Genomic DNA, 16065 nt, shown 5'->3' with positions numbered 1-16065 from the left:
ACAGAACTCTCGAAAGGACTTTTCCGCATGGGTGCCACCGTCAAGGTCGACAAGAACAATTTCCAGGCCGACGTGCTCAATGCCAACGTACCGGTCGTGGTCGATTTCTGGGCGGAATGGTGCGGCCCGTGCAAACAGATCGCGCCGTCGCTTGAAGACATCGCCGCCGAACTCGGCGCCAAGGTGAAGATCGCCAAGCTCAATATCGACGAGAATCCCGAGCTTGCCGCGCAATTCGGCGTCCGCTCGATCCCGACGCTGATGATCTTCAAGAGCGGCGAAGTGGCCGACATGAAGGTCGGCGCAGCGCCGAAGACCGCACTGGCACACTGGATCAACGGCAGCCTCGCCTGATCCGGTAGACCCTTTTTGAACGCAATTCCGAGCGGAAAACCGCTTCACACTTTTCCTGGAATTGCTTTGAATTCACGATATTCAAGAGCCCGGCCATCGCGCCGGGCTTTTGGTTGGCTTCATCGGTGAGCTGGTCTGGCCCTCACGCCAAGGCATTCCATGTCTTCTGGTGGCAACAGAAACAGGGAGAGCGACATGACCGGATCCGCCAAGGCCACCGTGTTCATCGACAATGATCGCGTCATCGTCACCGAATACCGCTTCCAGCCGGGTGAAAACACCGGCTGGCACCGCCATGGCCACGACTATGTCGTGGTGCCGCTGATGGACGGCAAGCTTAAGCTGGTGACCAAGGACGGCGAGACCTTCGCCGAGATGAAGAAAGGCGCGCCCTATTTCCGCAAGGAGGGCGTCGAACACGACGTCATCAGCGCCAATGACGGCGAATATGCTTTCATCGAGATCGAGCTGAAGTAGGCGCGCTGAGGCGAAACCTCAGGTCGGTGGCGTGCCGTTCTCGGCCAGCACGGCTCCAGCCAGATAGAGCGACCCGCCGATCAGAATGCGCGGCGCCGGGCCGTCCCAGGTGTCGCGCAGCAGCATCAGCGCGCTGGCGACGGAACTGACCGGCTCGGCGGACAGCCCGGCTTCGGTGGCGCGGATCGCCAGTTCGTCGTTCGGCACGCCGGCCTCGCTCATGCTCACCGGCACGGTGTAGACATGCCGGGCCAGACCCTTGAAGGCGCGAAAATAGCCGCTCTGGTCCTTGGTGTTGATCATGCCCGAAATGAGGAACAGCGGGCGCGGGTTCTTTTCCTCCTGCTCGGCCAGCGCTTCGGCGACAACCACCCCGGCACCCGGATTGTGGCCGCCGTCGAGCCAGATATCGGCGCCCTTCGGCGCCAGGTCCACCAACTTTCCCTGCGCCAGCTTCTGCATGCGGCCGGGCCACGCGACATGGGTCATCGCCTTCTCGGCGGCGCGGTGGCTGATCTCGAAGCCGGCCGCCTTGACCGCGGCGATCGCGGCGGCCGCATTGGCGAACTGGTGGCGCCCGGGCAGCCGTGGCGGCGGCAAATCCATCAAGCCGTCCTCGTCCTGGTAGACCATGCGGCCGTTTTCCTCGAAGGCGAGGAAATCCTGGCCGTAGACGAAGGTCGGGCACTCCAGCCGCTCGGCGGTCTCGATCAGCACTTGCAGCGCCGTCTCGCTTTCCTGCGCGCCGATGACCACCGGGCAGCCGCGCTTCATGATGCCGGCCTTCTCAGCGGCGATCAGTTCGACACGGTCGCCGAGATAGGCCTCATGGTCCATCGACACCGGCATGATCACCGACACGGCGGGCCTGGCGACGACATTGGTGGCGTCGAAGCGACCGCCGAGGCCGACCTCGATGATGGCGGCTTCGGCCGGATGCTCGGAAAACAAGATGAAAGTAACGGCGGTGAGGATCTCGAAGACGGTGATCTTCTGGCCGCCATTGGCCTTGGCGACGCGGGCAATGGCCTCGGCGAAGGTCTCATCGTCGACGAGTTTGCCGCCACCTTCGGCGGCGAGCCGGTAGCGCTCGGCCCAGTTGACCAGATGCGGCGAAGTGTGGACATGGACAAGATGCCCGGCGGCTTCGAGCAGCGCGCGCGAAAAGGCCGCGCAGGAGCCCTTGCCGTTGGTGCCTGCGATATGGATGACCGGCGGTAGCAGTTCCTGCGGGTTGCCCAGCCGCTCCAGGAGCCGCGTGATGCGGTCGAGCGAAAGGTCGAAGCCTTTCGGATGAAGCGCCATCAGGGCTTCGATTTCGCGGTCGGCGGCGAGCGTTGTCATCACAGGATCCCGGCGCATGGCCCGGGAGCCAGAATCGCTCCCACAATTGCCAAGGCAATCAAAAGGCTACAGCGTGCCATGTGGGTGGCGCAATCACCGTTCGCGGCGGCCGATGTCGTGTCAGGCCTGCGGCCTGGCTTCGGCGGAAACCACCGCTGGCGGCAGGATTTCAGGCTCCAGCGGCTTTTGCTCGCCCGGCAGCTTGAGCAGCATCTTCAGCAGGCGTGCAATCGTTTCGCGCATCTCAAGCCGCGACACCACCATGTCGACCATGCCGTGCTCCATCAGATATTCGGAGCGCTGGAAGCCATCTGGCAGCTTTTCCCTGATGGTCTGTTCGATGACGCGCGGTCCGGCAAAACCGATCAAAGCACCGGGTTCGGCGATGTGCACGTCTCCCAGCATGGCGTAGGAGGCGGTGACGCCGCCGGTGGTCGGATTGGTCAGAACGACGATATAGGGCAGGCCGGCTTCCTTCAGCCGGTCGACGCCGACCGTGGTGCGCGGCAGCTGCATGAGCGACAAAATTCCTTCCTGCATGCGGGCGCCGCCGGAGGCGGCGAACAGGATCAGCGGCCGCTTGCGCTGCAGGGCGACCTCGAAGGCGTGGACGATGGCGTCACCCGCCGCCATGCCGAGCGAGCCGCCCATGAAGGCGAAATCCTGCACCGTCACCACCACCGGCAGGCCTTCGATGCTGCCAAGCGCGTTGACGATCGCGTCCTCCAGACCGGTCTTGGCCTTGGCGTCCTTCAGCCGGTCGGTGTAGCGCTTCTCGTCACGGAACTTCAGCGGATCCTGGACCACCTTGGGGTTTTCGAGCTGCTCGTATTTGCCGTCGTCGAGGAAGTATTTCAGCCGCTCCTTGGCCGAAATCTTCATGTGATGGCCGGAAGACGGGATGACGAACTGGTTGGATTCCAGATCCTTGTGGAACACCATCTCGCCGGTCTCGGGATCCTTGATCCAGAGGTTCTCGGGAATATCGGCACGCCGGCCGAGCATCGAATTGATCTTCGGGCGAACGTAATTGGTGATCCAGTTCATCGCTTCGGCTCCTGTCCTGACGAAGAGTTGCTAGGCATGCCGCCCAAAAGTGAGACCCGGTTTTGGGACAAGGGCATGCACAGGACTGACGTAGGAAAACTATTCGGCGGCAGCAAGGCGGGCCGAGCGCACGCCTTGCGCCAGGCCGCTGACCAGCGTGGCGACGGCCTCGGCCGGGTCGGCGGTCTTTTCGCCCTTCGGCCCCAGCACATTGGCGACCGCGTTGACGATTGCCGTGCCGACGACGACGCCATCGGCATTGGCGCCGATGACACGGGCCTGCTCGGCTGTCTTGACGCCGAAGCCGACGCAGACCGGCAGGTCGGTGTGGCCCTTGATGCGCTTGACCGCTGCCGCCACCTTGCCGGTGTCGGCAAGCGCGGCGCCCGTTATGCCGGTCATCGAGACGTAGTAGACGAAGCCGGACGTGTTCTGCAGAACCTTGGGCAGTCGCTTGTCGTCGGTGGTCGGGGTCGCCAGCCGGATAAAGTTGATACCGGCTTTCATTGCCGGAATGCAGAGTTCCTCGTCCATTTCGGGTGGCAGGTCGACCACGATCAGGCCATCGATGCCGCTGGCCAGCGCGTCTTTGAGGAAACGGTCGACGCCGTAGACGTAGATTGGGTTGTAATAACCCATCAGCACGATCGGCGTTTCATTGTCGCCGGCGCGGAAGTCCGATGCCATCTTCAGTGTCTTCACAAGGGTCTGGCCACCTTTCAGGGCGCGCAGGCCCGCCGCCTGGATCGCCGGGCCGTCGGCCATCGGATCGGAAAACGGCATGCCCAGTTCGATGATGTCGCTGCCGGCACCGGGCAGCGCCTTCATGATTGACAGCGAGGTGTCGTAATCCGGGTCGCCGCCCATGAAGTAGGTGACGAGCGCCGGCCTGCCTTCGGCCTTGAGTTTCGCCATGCGGCGGTCGATGCGGGTGGTCATTCTAAAGCTCCATCCCCAGAATTTTGCCGACGGTGAAGATGTCCTTGTCGCCGCGGCCGCACAAATTCATGACGATGATCTGGTCCTTGCCCATCTTCGGCGCGCGCTTGATCACCTCGGCCAGCGCATGCGCCGGTTCCAGCGCCGGAATGATGCCCTCCAGCCGGGTCAGCAACTGGAATGCCTCGAGCGCCTCCGAATCCATGATCGGCACGTACTCAACACGGTTGGATTCCTTCAACCACGAATGTTCCGGGCCAATGCCGGGATAGTCGAGACCCGCCGAGATCGAATGGCCTTCCATGATCTGGCCGTCGGATGTCTGAAGCAGGTAGGTGCGGTTGCCGTGCAGAACGCCCGGCGAACCGGCGGTAAGCGATGCACAGTGCTCGTCGCCATCAAGGCCCTTGCCGCCAGCTTCAACGCCGACGATCTTTACATCCGTGTCGTCGAGGAACGGGTGGAACAGTCCGATGGCGTTTGAGCCGCCACCCACCGCCGCGACCAGCAGGTCGGGCAGCCGGCCTTCCGCCTCCAGCATCTGTTCCCTGGCCTCGCGGCCGATGACCGACTGCAGCTCGCGCACGATCTCGGGATAGGGGTGCGGACCCGCGGCGGTGCCGATCATGTAGTAGGTGTCGTCGACATTCGTCACCCAATCGCGAAGCGCCTCGTTCATGGCATCCTTCAATGTGCCGTGACCGGAGGTTACCGGCACAACCTCGGCGCCGAGCAGCTTCATGCGGAAAACGTTGGGCGCCTGACGCTGCACGTCGGTCGCACCCATGTAGACCACGCAAGGCAAGCCGAAACGCGCGGCAACTGTCGCCGACGCCACGCCGTGCTGACCGGCGCCGGTCTCGGCGATGATGCGCGTCTTGCCCATGCGCTTGGCCAGCAGAATCTGGCCAAGGCAGTTGTTAATCTTGTGCGAGCCGGTGTGGTTGAGCTCGTCGCGCTTGAAATAGATTTTCGCGCCGCCAAGATGTTGGGTCAGCCTTTCGGCGAAATACAGCGGACTGGGCCGGCCGGTATAGTGCTTGTTGAGATGCTCGACCTCGGCCTTGAAGGCCGGGTCGGTCTTGGCGAAGGTCCAGTGCTTTTCGAGGTCCAGAATCAGCGGCATCAAGGTTTCGGCGACGAAACGGCCGCCAAACATGCCGAACATTCCCTGTTCGTCGGGTCCAGTACGAAAGGAATTGGGTGTCGCCGGCTTGTTCATCGCCGATCTCCTGCGTCTTGATGTTTGAGCATGTCCTATCGGAAAACCGGATTCCACTTTTCCGGGACATGCTCTGTTGAGGCCCGTTCAGGCGGCGCGGTTGTCTCGCGCGGCCCTTACGGCCCGGAAAAACTGTTCGATCAGCGCCGGATCCTTGACGCCCGGCGCGCTTTCCACGCCCGACGAGATATCTATTCCGGGCGGGTTTGCAAGCCGAAGGGCATCACCGATATTGGCGGCGTTCAGCCCACCGGAAAGCATGTAATCGACGCCGGCGTCAAGGCCGGCAAGGATGCGCCAGTCGAAGGCGACGCCATTGCCGCCCGGCAGCACGGAGTCCTTTGGCGGCTTGGCGTCGAACAGGAACCGGTCGGCGACGCCGATGAACGGCTTGATCCGGTCGAGATCGGCGGCCACGCCGAGCGGCAACGCCTTCATCACCGGCAGGCCGTAGCGGGCTTTCAGCTCGGCCACCCGCTCTGATGTTTCCGAGCCGTGCAGCTGCAGCATGTCGGGCTGCATTTTTTCGACGATCTCGTCCAGAAAGGCGTTGCTGGCATCAACGGTGACGGCAACTGCCAAGGCCTTGCCGCGCGCGGCTTTCCGCAGAAGCCCGGCCTCGGCCGGATCGACGTAGCGAGGACTTTTGGCGAAAAAAATAAAGCCGACATGGCTTGCGCCGCCGGCGAGCGCCGCGGCCATTGCCTGGTCGGTCTTCAAGCCACAGATCTTGATGTCGAGCGCCATGGCGCGGGAATTGGCATGAAATCGCGGCAGAGTCGAGAAAAAGCATGCTGTTTGCCAGCACGGCCAAAGGCGCTACCTATGGATGGACAACATGCAGGCGGGAGAAACATCATGGCCGACAGAACCATTGCCGAACTGAAGCAGAAGATCGCGCAGGCGCGTGAGGTCATAGCCCATCTGATCGACAAGGCCGCCTTCAACGGCGTCGAGGCGCATCGGGCGCTGGATTATTTCAGCGGCGATGAATTCGACGGCAATTTCTTGCCGTGGCCGCACCATGGCGACGAGGGGTTGCGACCGGACGAGCTGAATGCGGCGAATGACGATTGAGCGCTTCCGCTGCAACTTCGTCATCCTCTGGTCTGCGTCGCTACGCTCCCTGCTCCGACCGTGCATGACGAGGCCAGGATGTACGCACAGACCTCCAGCGTAGCGGACCCCTAAATATTCTCCGGCAGGTAGATCTCGAACGGCAGAAAGGTCTGTCCCGGCGCGTTCGCGGCACCTGTCTCGATGGCATGCGCCATCAGGTCCATGAGCTCGCGGCAAAGTGCCGCCAGCGGCGTCGAGATCACCATTGTCAGGATGCCGTCGGCGAGCGCCGAGCGCGAGACCGCCGTGATTTCGTTGCAGACCACCGCCGGCATTTCGGTTGGCCTGGCTTGCCGAAGCGCCGCGACCGCGCCCTCCATGCCGCCGCCGGCGACATAGCAACCGACAAGGTCTGGATGGCGGCCGAGAAGCTCGAGCAGCGTGTCCTGCGTGATCTGGTTGGCCTCGAGATTGACCAGCGTCTCCAGCAAGGTGAAGTCCGGGGCCTGCTCACGGAAAAAGGAGCGGAAGCCGATCTCGCGCAGTTCGTGGCCATGGAAGCGGTGGCTGCCAACGAACAGCGCGACCTTGCCCGGCCGTTTCGCCGCTTTCGAGATCATCCAGGCCGCGGTGCGTCCGACCTTGCGGTTGTCGAGGCCGATATAGCCCTCGCGAATGCCGGCCGCGAAGTCGGACAGCAATGAAAATACCGGCATGCCCCTGGCCTTCATCTCCTCGACGGTGACCGTCAGCGTCGGGTGATCCGGCCCGACCAGCGCGACGGCCCGGCATTTGGCCGCCAGCTTGCGCGTGCGCTCGACAATCTCGTCCGGTGTCAGCGAACTGGCGAAGTCGATGATGGCGACGCCGCGGAAGCGTTGCGATCGGGTCACCGCGAGTTCGAGTTGCCGCGCAAACTCCGTGTAGAAGACATCATTGCCTCGCAACAGCAGGAAACCGAGCCGGTACTCCGGCAGTTCATGACGCATCCGCTGCTTGATCAGGCCGGCCGCGTGATAGCCGATCTCGGTCGCTGTCTCGTAGACGCGGCGCGCTGTCTCCTCGCGCACCGGCAGGCGATTGTTGAGCACGCGGTCCACCGTTGCAACGCTGACGCCGGAGATGCGCGCCAGATCTGATATCGTCGGCCGTTTCGACATGATCCCTCTCGCTCTATCGGGAGCATGGATACGTCATTCTGATAGAAAATGATAGAAACTATCTTTGTGATATTGAGTCTATCATAGGTTGGCGATATTTTTCAGTCTCCACGACAGATAAACGGCAGTCGCTTGGGCGGGTGCCTTGCCGAGGGAGGCAATCATGTCCGCAACGCCGTCCCGGCGTGACTACAGCCTGATTGGCCGCGACGCCAAGCTCGCCGTGGAAAACGGCCTGGCTGCGGCCGAGTGGTATCATACCGAAGTGTCCCGCAAGCAGATGAAGGAGCTGATGCAGCGCTCCGACGCACCGGCGATCCGCGACACGGTGATCTGGCTCGCCGCGCTGATCGTCAGCGGCGCCGGTGGCGCCTGGTTCTGGGGCAGCTGGTGGTGCGTGCCTTTCTTCTTCGTCTACGGCGTGCTCTACGGCTCGTCGACGGATTCACGCTGGCACGAATGCGGCCACGGCACGGCGTTCCGCACGCAGTGGATGAATGATGTGGTCTATCAGGTCGCCTGCTTCATGATCATGCGCAATCCGGTTACCTGGCGCTGGAGCCACACGCGCCACCACACCGACACCATCATCGTCGGCCGCGACCCGGAAATCTCGGTCATGCGGCCGCCGGACCTGGTGCGCGTGCTCCTCGCATTCGTCGGGGTGCTCGATGCCTGGCATGCGATGTCGGACATGCTGCGCAACGCCGCCGGCAACATCAGCACGGCCGAAAAGACCTTCATTCCCGAGCAGGAGCAGGGCAAGGCGATCCGCATTGCCCGCATCTGGACCGCGATTTATGCCGCAACCATCGCGCTGGCGCTGTATTTCGGTTCGTTCCTGCCGCTGATGCTGGTTGGCCTGCCCAGGCTCTACGGCGCCTGGCATCACGTCATGGTCGGCCTGCTGCAACATGGCGGTCTTGCCGAAAATGTCGTCGACCACAGGCTGAATAGCCGCACCGTCTACATGAACCGGATCAGCCGCTTCATCTACTGGAACATGAACTACCACGTCGAGCATCACATGTTCCCGATGGTGCCTTATCATGTGCTACCCAGGCTGCATGCGTTGATCAAGCACGATCTGCCGGCGCCTACGCCGTCGATCCTGGCCGGCTACCGCGAGATGATCCCGGCCTTCCTGCGCCAGCTGCGCAACGAGGATTACTTCCTCAAGCGCGAACTGCCGCCGACGGCCAGGCCGTACCGCGAGGAATTCCAGAACGAGACCGTAGCTGCGGCCGCTGAGTGACGTTGAGATCAAGATTTGCCGGGAGGACTGAATGAGCGAATGGGTCGAGGCCTGTGCTGCCGATGACATCGACGAAGAAGACGTGATGCGCTTCGATCATGGCGGGCGCACCTTCGCCATCTACCGCAGCCCCGACGACGAATATTTCGCCACCGACGGGCTGTGCACGCATGAGAAGGTGCATCTCGCCGACGGGCTGGTGATGGACGACATCATCGAGTGCCCCAAGCACAATGGCCGCTTCAACTACAAGACGGGCGCGGCGAGGGGCGCCCCGGTCTGCGTCAACCTGAAAACCTATGCGGTCAAGGTCGACGCCGGCAAAGTCCTCGTCCAGATCGGATGACTGATATGGCGCGGGGAATGGTCATCATCGGAGCCGGCGAATGCGGCGGGCGGGCGGCACTCACGCTGCGCGATCTCGGCTATGACGGCCCGGTGACCCTGGTCGGCGACGAGCCGCATCTGCCCTACGAACGGCCGCCTTTGTCCAAGGACGCGATGGTCAGCGACGCCCCGGAAATCAAGGCGATCGCCAGTGACGAAATGCTGACCGAAAAGTCGATCCGGCATATCCATTCCGTCCAGGCCGTGGCGATCGATCGCGCGGCGCATGCGGTGCGGTTGTCGGACGGTGCGTTGCTGCCATACGACAAGCTCCTGCTGGCCACCGGCTCGGCCCCGCGCAAACTGCCGATGCCGGGCCTTGGCGAGCGCTGCGTCTATCTCCGCACCTTCGCCGATGCGCTGGCCATTCGCGCCCATCTCGGTGCCGGCAGCCGCATCGCCGTCATCGGCGGCGGCTTCATCGGCCTCGAGCTCGCCGCCTCGGCACGCAAGCTTGGCGCCGCCGTCACCGTCATCGAGGCACAGCCGCGTATCCTGATGCGCGGCGTGCCGGCCGAGATCGCCGAAATCATCCATCAGGCGCATGTCGCCGAAGGCGTCGACATTGTGTGCGGTCAAGGCATCGCCTCCATTGCCGACGACGGCAAGGAAGTACGAATTGGACTTGCTGGCGGGCGCGAAATATCGGCCGACCTCGCCGTCATCGGCATTGGCGCCGTGCCGGTGACCGGGCTTGCCGCCGAAGCGGGCCTCGCGATCGACAATGGCATATCCGTCGATGCGGAACTGCGCAGCAGCGATCCCGATATCTTCGCCGCTGGCGATTGCTGCTCGTTTCCGCTCACCGTCTATGGCGGCCGCCGCGTACGGCTGGAAGCCTGGCGCAACGCCCAGGAACAGGGCGCGCTGGCGGCAAGAAACATGCTGGGCGCGGGCGAGGCACATGCGGCGGTGCCGTGGTTCTGGTCCGATCAGTATAGCCTGTCGCTGCAGATCGCCGGGCTTTCGGACGAAGGCAAGAGCAGCGTGCGCCGCGATCTCGGCGACGGCGCCTTCATCCTTTTCCACCTCGCCGAGGACGGCAGGCTGGTGGCGGCAAGCGGCATCGGCCCCGGCAATGCGGTCGCCCGCGATATCAGGCTGGCGGAGATGCTGATCGGCAAGCGGGCCAGGCCAACGCGGGAAGCGCTGGGATCGCCTGATATCAAGCTGAAGTCATTGCTGGCGGCGTGAATCTTCGCTCGAGTTCGTAGAGATCGGCGCAGCCCCTCATCTGCCTGCAATGAGGGGCGGTGCAAACGTGGAAAGCCAGGCGGCGTTTGTTTCTTCCAGCCCTAAAACAGCGCCTTCAGCTCAGGCAGCTTGTCGTTGACCAGCCAGCCGTAATAGTTCTCTTCCGGCAGCTTTTCCGGCTCACCGGCGGCGCGGCGTTTGTCGTTTTCCGCCTTCAGCGCATAGGCGCGCTGCTCCGGGTTGCCGACATTGTAGAGCGTGGCGGTCAGTCCCGGATTGCCTGAAATGTCGAAGCCGGCGATGCTCTTGTAGGCGTCGATCGATTTCCGGATCGTCGCCGCGACATAGGGCAAGGTCAGGTCCGGATCCATGATGGTCTTGTAGACCGAGTTGGGATCGGCGACATCGAGCTTCGGCAGACCCGACATCTTGTGCACGAGATCGCTCATCTGCAAGGCGGTCAGAGGATTGAGCTGGCCGAGGCCGAAAGTCTGGCCGGCATAGTAGGGCTGGAAGAAAGTGGCGCCGAAGCGGTCGTCGGGAAAGCTTGTGCCGCCGACGGTCTTGCCGCGGAATGCATGGTTCCACACCTGTTCGCGGCATTCCCACAGGTCGTAGCTGTCGGACATGCCAGCGCATTTCTTGAATTCCGGCCGCTGCACGAAATCGGTGATGTCCTCGCCGTCATAAGCGAAGGTCAGCTTGCCGGAGAGATAGGAAATCGCCTTTACGTAATAGGTCTGCAGCCGGTCGTAGGCGTCGACATTGTACGTGTGCTCGCCGACGATGGCGCCGACGATGTGCATCGGATCGATGCCGTAGGCGCTTGCGGCCTTCTTGATCTTGCCGCGCAGGTCGGGGTCGTTCTGCAGCAAGGCATAGACCTTGCGGTACTTTGCCTGAAAAGTGGTGTTGGTCGCTTGCGTGCGCCGGCTCGAGGCGCCGGGGATATCGGGCTGCTCGGCATTTCGGTTGCCAGCCGGCACCAATGTCGCCGCCTCGGCGGCGAACAGCGTCGCCGCCAGGGTCAGGCCGAGAATGACCAGGATCAGTTTTTTCATGCACCGCCGCCTGCAAACGCACATGACCCGAAATCTGAACTAGATTTCGGAAAGGATCATGGCCAAACAAAGTGCTGCAGCGTCCTTTTGCGCGTCCGACGGACGCGCGGCGCTGTAGTGCCGGGCAAACTAGGGTAGTGCTCACGGTTGAGTCGAGAGCGCCCCTTCACCCGGCAGGACGAAAGATGCCCAGATGGTACCATCTGGCCACACATGGTTCTTTATACGTTGCCTGAACCGGCGCCGGAACAGCCGGCGCCGTTGTTTAAAGGATAAATCGCGACAAATCCGTGTTTCTGGAGAGGTCGCCGACATGCTTCTCGACATAGGCGGCGTCGATGGTGACGGCCGTGCCGTTGCGGTCTGGCGCGTCATACGAAATCTCGTCCAGCACCCGCTCCATCACCGTCTGCAGCCGCCGGGCGCCGATGTTCTCGATGCTGGCGTTGAGATCGACGGCGACGCCGGCGAGCGAATCGATCGCATCGTCGGTGAACGTCAGCTCGACGCCCTCGGTCTTCATCAGAGCGATATACTGCTTGATCAGGCTGGCTTCGGTCTCGGTCAGGATGCGGACGAAATCCTCCTTCTCCAGAGCGCGCAGCTCGACGCGTATCGGCAGGCGGCCCTGCAATTCCGGCAACAGGTCGGAAGGCTTCGACACGTGAAACGCGCCCGAGGCGATGAACAGGATGTGGTCCGTCTTCAACGGCCCGTATTTGGTCGCCACCGTAGTGCCTTCGACCAGCGGCAGCAGGTCGCGCTGCACGCCCTCGCGCGAAGGCCCGCCGGAAATGTCGGATCTTGCCGCGATCTTGTCGATCTCGTCGAGGAAGACGATGCCGTCATTTTCCGCGGCATCGAGCGCCCGGCGCACCACCTCGTCCTGGTCGAGCAGCTTGTCGGACTCGTCGCTGACCAGAAGATCGTAGGAGTCCTTCACCGTCGTCTTGCGCTGCTTGGTCTTCTTGCCGCCCATCGCCTTCGACAGCATGTCGTTGATGTTCAGCACCCCGATATTGGCGCCCGGCATGCCGGGAATCTCGAAGCCGGGCATGCCGCCATTGCCGGTGTCGGCCACTTCTATCTCGATTTCCTTGTCGTCGAGCTCGCCGTCGCGCAGCTTCTTGCGGAAGGAGTCACGCGTCGCTGGGCTGGCCGTCTTGCCGACCAGCGCTTCCAGCACGCGTTCCTCGGCGTTGACGTGGGCGCGCGCCTTGACGTCCTCGCGCATCTTCTCGCGCACCAGGCCGATGGCGATCTCGACGAGGTCGCGGATGATCTGCTCGACGTCACGGCCGACATAGCCGACTTCGGTGAATTTGGTGGCTTCGACCTTGACGAAGGGCGCACCGGCCAGGCGCGCCAGGCGGCGCGATATCTCGGTCTTGCCGACGCCGGTCGGCCCGATCATCAGGATGTTCTTCGGCATCACCTCTTCGCGCATCTGGCCTTCCAGCTGCTGGCGGCGCCAGCGGTTGCGCAAGGCGATGGCCACGGCGCGCTTGGCGTCCTTCTGGCCGATGATGAAACGGTCGAGTTCCGAAACGATTTCGCGGGGAGAAAATGTGCTCATATCACTAAATTCCACTTTGCCACTGCTTGATGGCCTCGAACGGATGCAGCAGCATGATCACGTTGAGTGTCAGATTGTCCCGGATGAGATAGCCGGTACCCAGTTCGAACAGGATGGCGAGGCTGACGATCACCCATATAGGTAGCCTTCGCGCCATCACAAATCCCAGCACCATGGCCAGTGTGTCGGACACCGAATTGATGATGCTGTCACCGTAATAGTCGAGCGAAATGGTGCCGGCGCGGTAGCGGTCGATGATGAACGGGCTGTTTTCGAGCAGTTCCCAGCCGCCCTCGATGAGGACGGCGAAGGCCAGCCGCAGGCCGATCGGCGAACGGGGGAACAGGAACCGTGCCAGCGCGTAGAACAGAAAGCCGTGGATGATGTGCGAGAACGTGTACCAGTCCGAAATATGCTGGGAATTCTCGGAGCTGTTGACCACGCCGTGCCAAAGCTTGACGTAGCCGCAGGTGCAGATCGGCGGATGGCCCATGAGGTATAGCGTGAAGGCCTGGACGATCACCAGGCCGGCCACGATCAGCAACCCTATCCGCCAGCTGTTTTCATAGGCCGAAAGGCTCTTGTCCTCGTCGGAAATGTTCATGCCCTACTGCCCCTCTTCCTCGTCGCCGCTATCGATGGCCATCAGCACGACGTCGCCATAGACCGAATGCCTGCGGTCCATGGTCCTGAATCCTGCCTTTTCATAGGCGCGGATGGCCCTCAGATTGGCAGGATCGGGGTCGATGATGACGCGGGGCACACCCTCCTCGAACAGCTCTTCGACAAACTGCCTGAGGATGGCCGAGCCGTGGCCGATGCCGATCAGGTCCGGCAGGCCGATCGACAGGTCGATGCCGAGCGTGCCGAACGGCTGGTCGGCATAGGGATGGTCGTCTTCCAGATGCGGGTCGTAGCTTTGCAGGTAGGCGATCGGCTTGCCGTAGAGTTCGACGATCAGCGGCTCCACCGAAACGGAATCGATGTGCTCGCGGATCTCCGCGATCTCCTTCTCCGCATCGCCCCACCACTGCGCCACTTCAGGCTCTCCAAGCCAGCCGGCGATCATCGGCAGATCCTTTTGCGTGACCGGCCGAAAATCGTATGGCTGAGAATGTTCAGGCGGCATCGAGCGTTTCGACGACGAAATTGTTGTTGGTGTAGACGCAGATGTCGGACGCGATCTGCATCGCCTTGCGGGCGATCTCCTCGGCATCCTTGTCGGTGTCCATCAGCGCGCGGGCGGCGGCCAGCGCGTAATTGCCGCCCGAACCGATGGCCATGACGCCATGTTCGGGCTCGAGCACGTCGCCATTGCCGGTCAGCGCCAGCGATACCGACTTGTCGGCCACCAGCATCATCGCTTCCAGGCGGCGCAGATAGCGGTCGGTGCGCCAGTCCTTGGCGAGTTCGACGCAGGCGCGCGTCAGCTGGTCGGGATATTGTTCGAGCTTGGCTTCCAGCCGTTCCAGCAGAGTGAAGGCGTCGGCGGTGGCGCCGGCGAAACCGGCGATCACATTTCCGCCCTTGCCGATACGGCGGACCTTGCGGGCATTGCCCTTCATGATGGTCTGGCCAAGGCTGACCTGGCCGTCGCCGGCGATCACCACCTTGTTGCCTTTGCGCACCGTCACGATGGTCGTGGCGTGCATGTTCAGATTATCAGACATTCCTGGCTCCGATTCGCGCGATCCCAAGAGGCGATTGGCGCGGTACGAGTAACTTTGATCGGCCATATGTATGCATGGGAGGAACGATTGCAAATCGCCTCTCCGGCAAGGTCGATACCTCTGTCAGAGGCAACTGGCAATCGCCGGATCATGCTGGTAGAAGGCATTCGTTTTCAGGCCCGCGAGCGCCTGAAGCCCGTGCACCGGTCATCATGTGGCCCAGGGACAAGGATAGAGTGATGGCGCCCCGTTCAGCCGAAGCGAGCCGCAAGACCAGGGAAACCGACATTTCCGTGTCGGTCCATGTCGACGGTTCAGGCAAATCCGATATCGCTACGGGCGTCGGCTTCTTCGACCACATGCTCGACCAGCTTTCCCGTCATTCGCTGATCGACATGACGGTCAGGGCCAAGGGCGACCTTCACATTGACGACCACCACACGGTCGAGGACACCGGCATCGCGCTTGGCCAGGCACTGACCAAGGCGCTCGGCGAACGGCGCGGCATCATGCGCTATGCCTCGATCGATCTCGCCATGGACGAGACGCTGACGCGCGCCGCGATCGACGTGTCCGGCCGGCCTTTCCTGGTCTGGAACGTTGCCTTCTCGTCGCCCAAGATAGGCACCTTCGACACTGAGCTGGTGCGTGAATTCTTCCAGGCGCTGGCGCAGAATGCCGGCATCACGCTGCACGTTACCAACCATTATGGCGCCAACAATCACCATATTGCCGAGACCTGCTTCAAGGCGGTGGCGCGCGCGCTGCGCGCCGCGCTCGAGCACGACCCGCGCCAGCCGGACGCGGTTCCCTCCACCAAAGGTTCTTTGAAGGGATAGCGTCATGGCCGCCTATGTCGTGATGGAACCGCCCGGCCGCGGCGAAAAGGCCGACAGGTCGGCCTTTATCCGCGACGGCTTCACCTGGCTGGGGTTTCTGGTGCCGCCGCTATGGTTCGCCTGGAACCGGCTGTGGATCGAAGCAGCACTTGCCTTCGTCGTCATGGGCGCGCTTTCGATGGCTGCCGAAAATCTTGGCCTTGGACTGGCCGGTTCGCTGCTGTCGCTGCTGGTCTCGCTCTATGTTGGCCTGGAGGGGCAAGGGTTGCGCATCGCCGCACTGCGCCGGCGCGGCTGGCATGAATGGGGCGTGGTTCAGGCCGGCTGGCTCGACGATGCCGACACGCGCTATGCGCTGGAGGTCGAGGCGCATGCGGAGGAACCCACGCCAGCGCCGCGCATGGTTCCGGATGCCGCCCTGGCCCGCCCGGCGCAGCCCGGCATGGCGCTGGGGCTGACCCACGTTCCAGGACGCCCCTGA

General features: G+C 62.7%; 19 protein-coding genes. 8 read left to right on the top strand and 11 right to left on the bottom strand.

Annotated elements, in window-relative coordinates; all coding sequences use genetic code 11:
• Nucleotides 1-27: 27 nt before the first annotated feature.
• Both trxA and A3AU_RS0116465 read left to right on the top strand, forming a co-directional pair.
• The gene (gene trxA, locus A3AU_RS0116470) at nt 28-354 is read left to right on the top strand and encodes a thioredoxin (RefSeq protein WP_027053830.1); all 327 of its coding nucleotides are present in this window, start codon (nt 28-30) and stop codon (nt 352-354) included.
• A gap of 195 nt (nt 355-549) precedes the next feature.
• The gene (locus A3AU_RS0116465) at nt 550-831 is read left to right on the top strand and encodes a cupin domain-containing protein (protein WP_027053829.1); all 282 of its coding nucleotides are present in this window, start codon (nt 550-552) and stop codon (nt 829-831) included.
• A gap of 18 nt (nt 832-849) precedes the next feature.
• On the opposite strand, the gene A3AU_RS0116460 is transcribed toward A3AU_RS0116465, so the two are convergent.
• The 5 genes from A3AU_RS0116460 to A3AU_RS0116440 all read right to left on the bottom strand — a co-directional run bounded on the left by A3AU_RS0116460 (nt 850) and on the right by A3AU_RS0116440 (nt 6130).
• A complete protein-coding gene (locus tag A3AU_RS0116460) occupies nt 850-2175 on the bottom strand; it encodes a bifunctional folylpolyglutamate synthase/dihydrofolate synthase (RefSeq protein WP_027053828.1) in 1326 nt (441 codons plus the stop codon).
• Between the two features lie 120 nt (nt 2176-2295).
• A complete protein-coding gene (gene accD, locus A3AU_RS0116455) occupies nt 2296-3222 on the bottom strand; it encodes an acetyl-CoA carboxylase, carboxyltransferase subunit beta (protein WP_027053827.1) in 927 nt (308 codons plus the stop codon).
• A 99-nt stretch (nt 3223-3321) separates the two neighbouring features.
• Nucleotides 3322-4161 carry a tryptophan synthase subunit alpha gene (gene trpA / locus A3AU_RS0116450; RefSeq protein WP_027053826.1) on the bottom strand — a complete coding sequence of 280 codons (840 nt, stop codon included), beginning with the start codon at nt 4159-4161 and terminating at the stop codon, nt 3322-3324.
• Between the two features lies 1 nt (nt 4162).
• Nucleotides 4163-5383, bottom strand: a complete 1221-nt coding sequence (gene trpB / locus A3AU_RS0116445; protein WP_027053825.1) for a tryptophan synthase subunit beta — start codon at nt 5381-5383, stop codon at nt 4163-4165.
• An 87-nt stretch (nt 5384-5470) separates the two neighbouring features.
• Nucleotides 5471-6130, bottom strand: a complete 660-nt coding sequence (locus A3AU_RS0116440; protein ID WP_027053824.1) for a phosphoribosylanthranilate isomerase — start codon at nt 6128-6130, stop codon at nt 5471-5473.
• Between the two features lie 111 nt (nt 6131-6241).
• Between A3AU_RS0116440 and A3AU_RS0116435 the strand changes: the two genes are divergently transcribed.
• Nucleotides 6242-6460, top strand: a complete 219-nt coding sequence (locus tag A3AU_RS0116435; protein WP_027053823.1) for a hypothetical protein — start codon at nt 6242-6244, stop codon at nt 6458-6460.
• A gap of 110 nt (nt 6461-6570) precedes the next feature.
• On the opposite strand, the gene A3AU_RS0116430 is transcribed toward A3AU_RS0116435, so the two are convergent.
• Nucleotides 6571-7602, bottom strand: coding sequence for a LacI family DNA-binding transcriptional regulator (locus tag A3AU_RS0116430; RefSeq protein WP_027053822.1), 1032 nt, complete (start codon nt 7600-7602; stop codon nt 6571-6573).
• A gap of 163 nt (nt 7603-7765) precedes the next feature.
• Between A3AU_RS0116430 and A3AU_RS0116425 the strand changes: the two genes are divergently transcribed.
• The 3 genes from A3AU_RS0116425 to A3AU_RS0116415 are packed head-to-tail and all read left to right on the top strand — an operon-like array spanning nt 7766 to nt 10438.
• On the top strand, nt 7766-8857 hold the full coding sequence (locus A3AU_RS0116425) for a fatty acid desaturase family protein (protein WP_027053821.1): 1092 nt from the start codon (nt 7766-7768) through the stop codon (nt 8855-8857).
• A 31-nt stretch (nt 8858-8888) separates the two neighbouring features.
• Nucleotides 8889-9203 (top strand): Rieske (2Fe-2S) protein, encoded by a 315-nt coding sequence (locus A3AU_RS0116420; RefSeq protein WP_027053820.1) that lies wholly within the window; start codon nt 8889-8891, stop codon nt 9201-9203.
• Complete coding sequence (locus A3AU_RS0116415; RefSeq protein WP_027053819.1) at nt 9200-10438, top strand: NAD(P)/FAD-dependent oxidoreductase; 1239 nt, start codon at nt 9200-9202, stop codon at nt 10436-10438. The genes A3AU_RS0116420 and A3AU_RS0116415 overlap by 4 nt, the downstream gene beginning before the upstream one ends.
• A 101-nt stretch (nt 10439-10539) precedes the next feature.
• On the opposite strand, the gene A3AU_RS0116410 is transcribed toward A3AU_RS0116415, so the two are convergent.
• From A3AU_RS0116410 to hslV, 5 genes are all read right to left on the bottom strand, one after another.
• Entirely contained in the window at nt 10540-11499 is a 960-nt protein-coding gene (locus tag A3AU_RS0116410; RefSeq protein WP_027053818.1) for a DUF1402 family protein, read from the bottom strand.
• A 265-nt stretch (nt 11500-11764) separates the two neighbouring features.
• Nucleotides 11765-13075 (bottom strand): ATP-dependent protease ATPase subunit HslU, encoded by a 1311-nt coding sequence (gene hslU / locus A3AU_RS0116405; protein WP_027053817.1) that lies wholly within the window; start codon nt 13073-13075, stop codon nt 11765-11767.
• Nucleotides 13076-13079: 4 nt separating this feature from the next.
• Nucleotides 13080-13679: a DUF2585 domain-containing protein gene (locus tag A3AU_RS0116400; RefSeq protein ID WP_027053816.1), complete on the bottom strand. Its 600-nt coding sequence runs from the start codon at nt 13677-13679 to the stop codon at nt 13080-13082.
• A 3-nt stretch (nt 13680-13682) separates the two neighbouring features.
• Nucleotides 13683-14204 (bottom strand): GNAT family N-acetyltransferase, encoded by a 522-nt coding sequence (locus tag A3AU_RS0116395; RefSeq protein ID WP_027053815.1) that lies wholly within the window; start codon nt 14202-14204, stop codon nt 13683-13685.
• Nucleotides 14194-14745, bottom strand: a complete 552-nt coding sequence (gene hslV, locus A3AU_RS0116390) for an ATP-dependent protease subunit HslV (RefSeq protein WP_027053814.1) — start codon at nt 14743-14745, stop codon at nt 14194-14196. The genes A3AU_RS0116395 and hslV overlap by 11 nt, the downstream gene beginning before the upstream one ends.
• Nucleotides 14746-14984: 239 nt before the next feature.
• Between hslV and hisB the strand changes: the two genes are divergently transcribed.
• Entirely contained in the window at nt 14985-15584 is a 600-nt protein-coding gene (gene hisB, locus A3AU_RS0116385; RefSeq protein WP_027053813.1) for an imidazoleglycerol-phosphate dehydratase HisB, read from the top strand.
• A 4-nt stretch (nt 15585-15588) separates the two neighbouring features.
• On the top strand, nt 15589-16065 hold the full coding sequence (locus tag A3AU_RS0116380) for a DUF2628 domain-containing protein (protein ID WP_027053812.1): 477 nt from the start codon (nt 15589-15591) through the stop codon (nt 16063-16065).

The organism is Mesorhizobium erdmanii USDA 3471, assembly GCF_000472705.1.
Classification (GTDB): Bacteria; Pseudomonadota; Alphaproteobacteria; order Rhizobiales; family Rhizobiaceae; genus Mesorhizobium; species Mesorhizobium erdmanii.
Note: the sequence above shows the minus strand (reverse complement) of the source record. Positions and strands in the feature narration are given on the sequence as shown.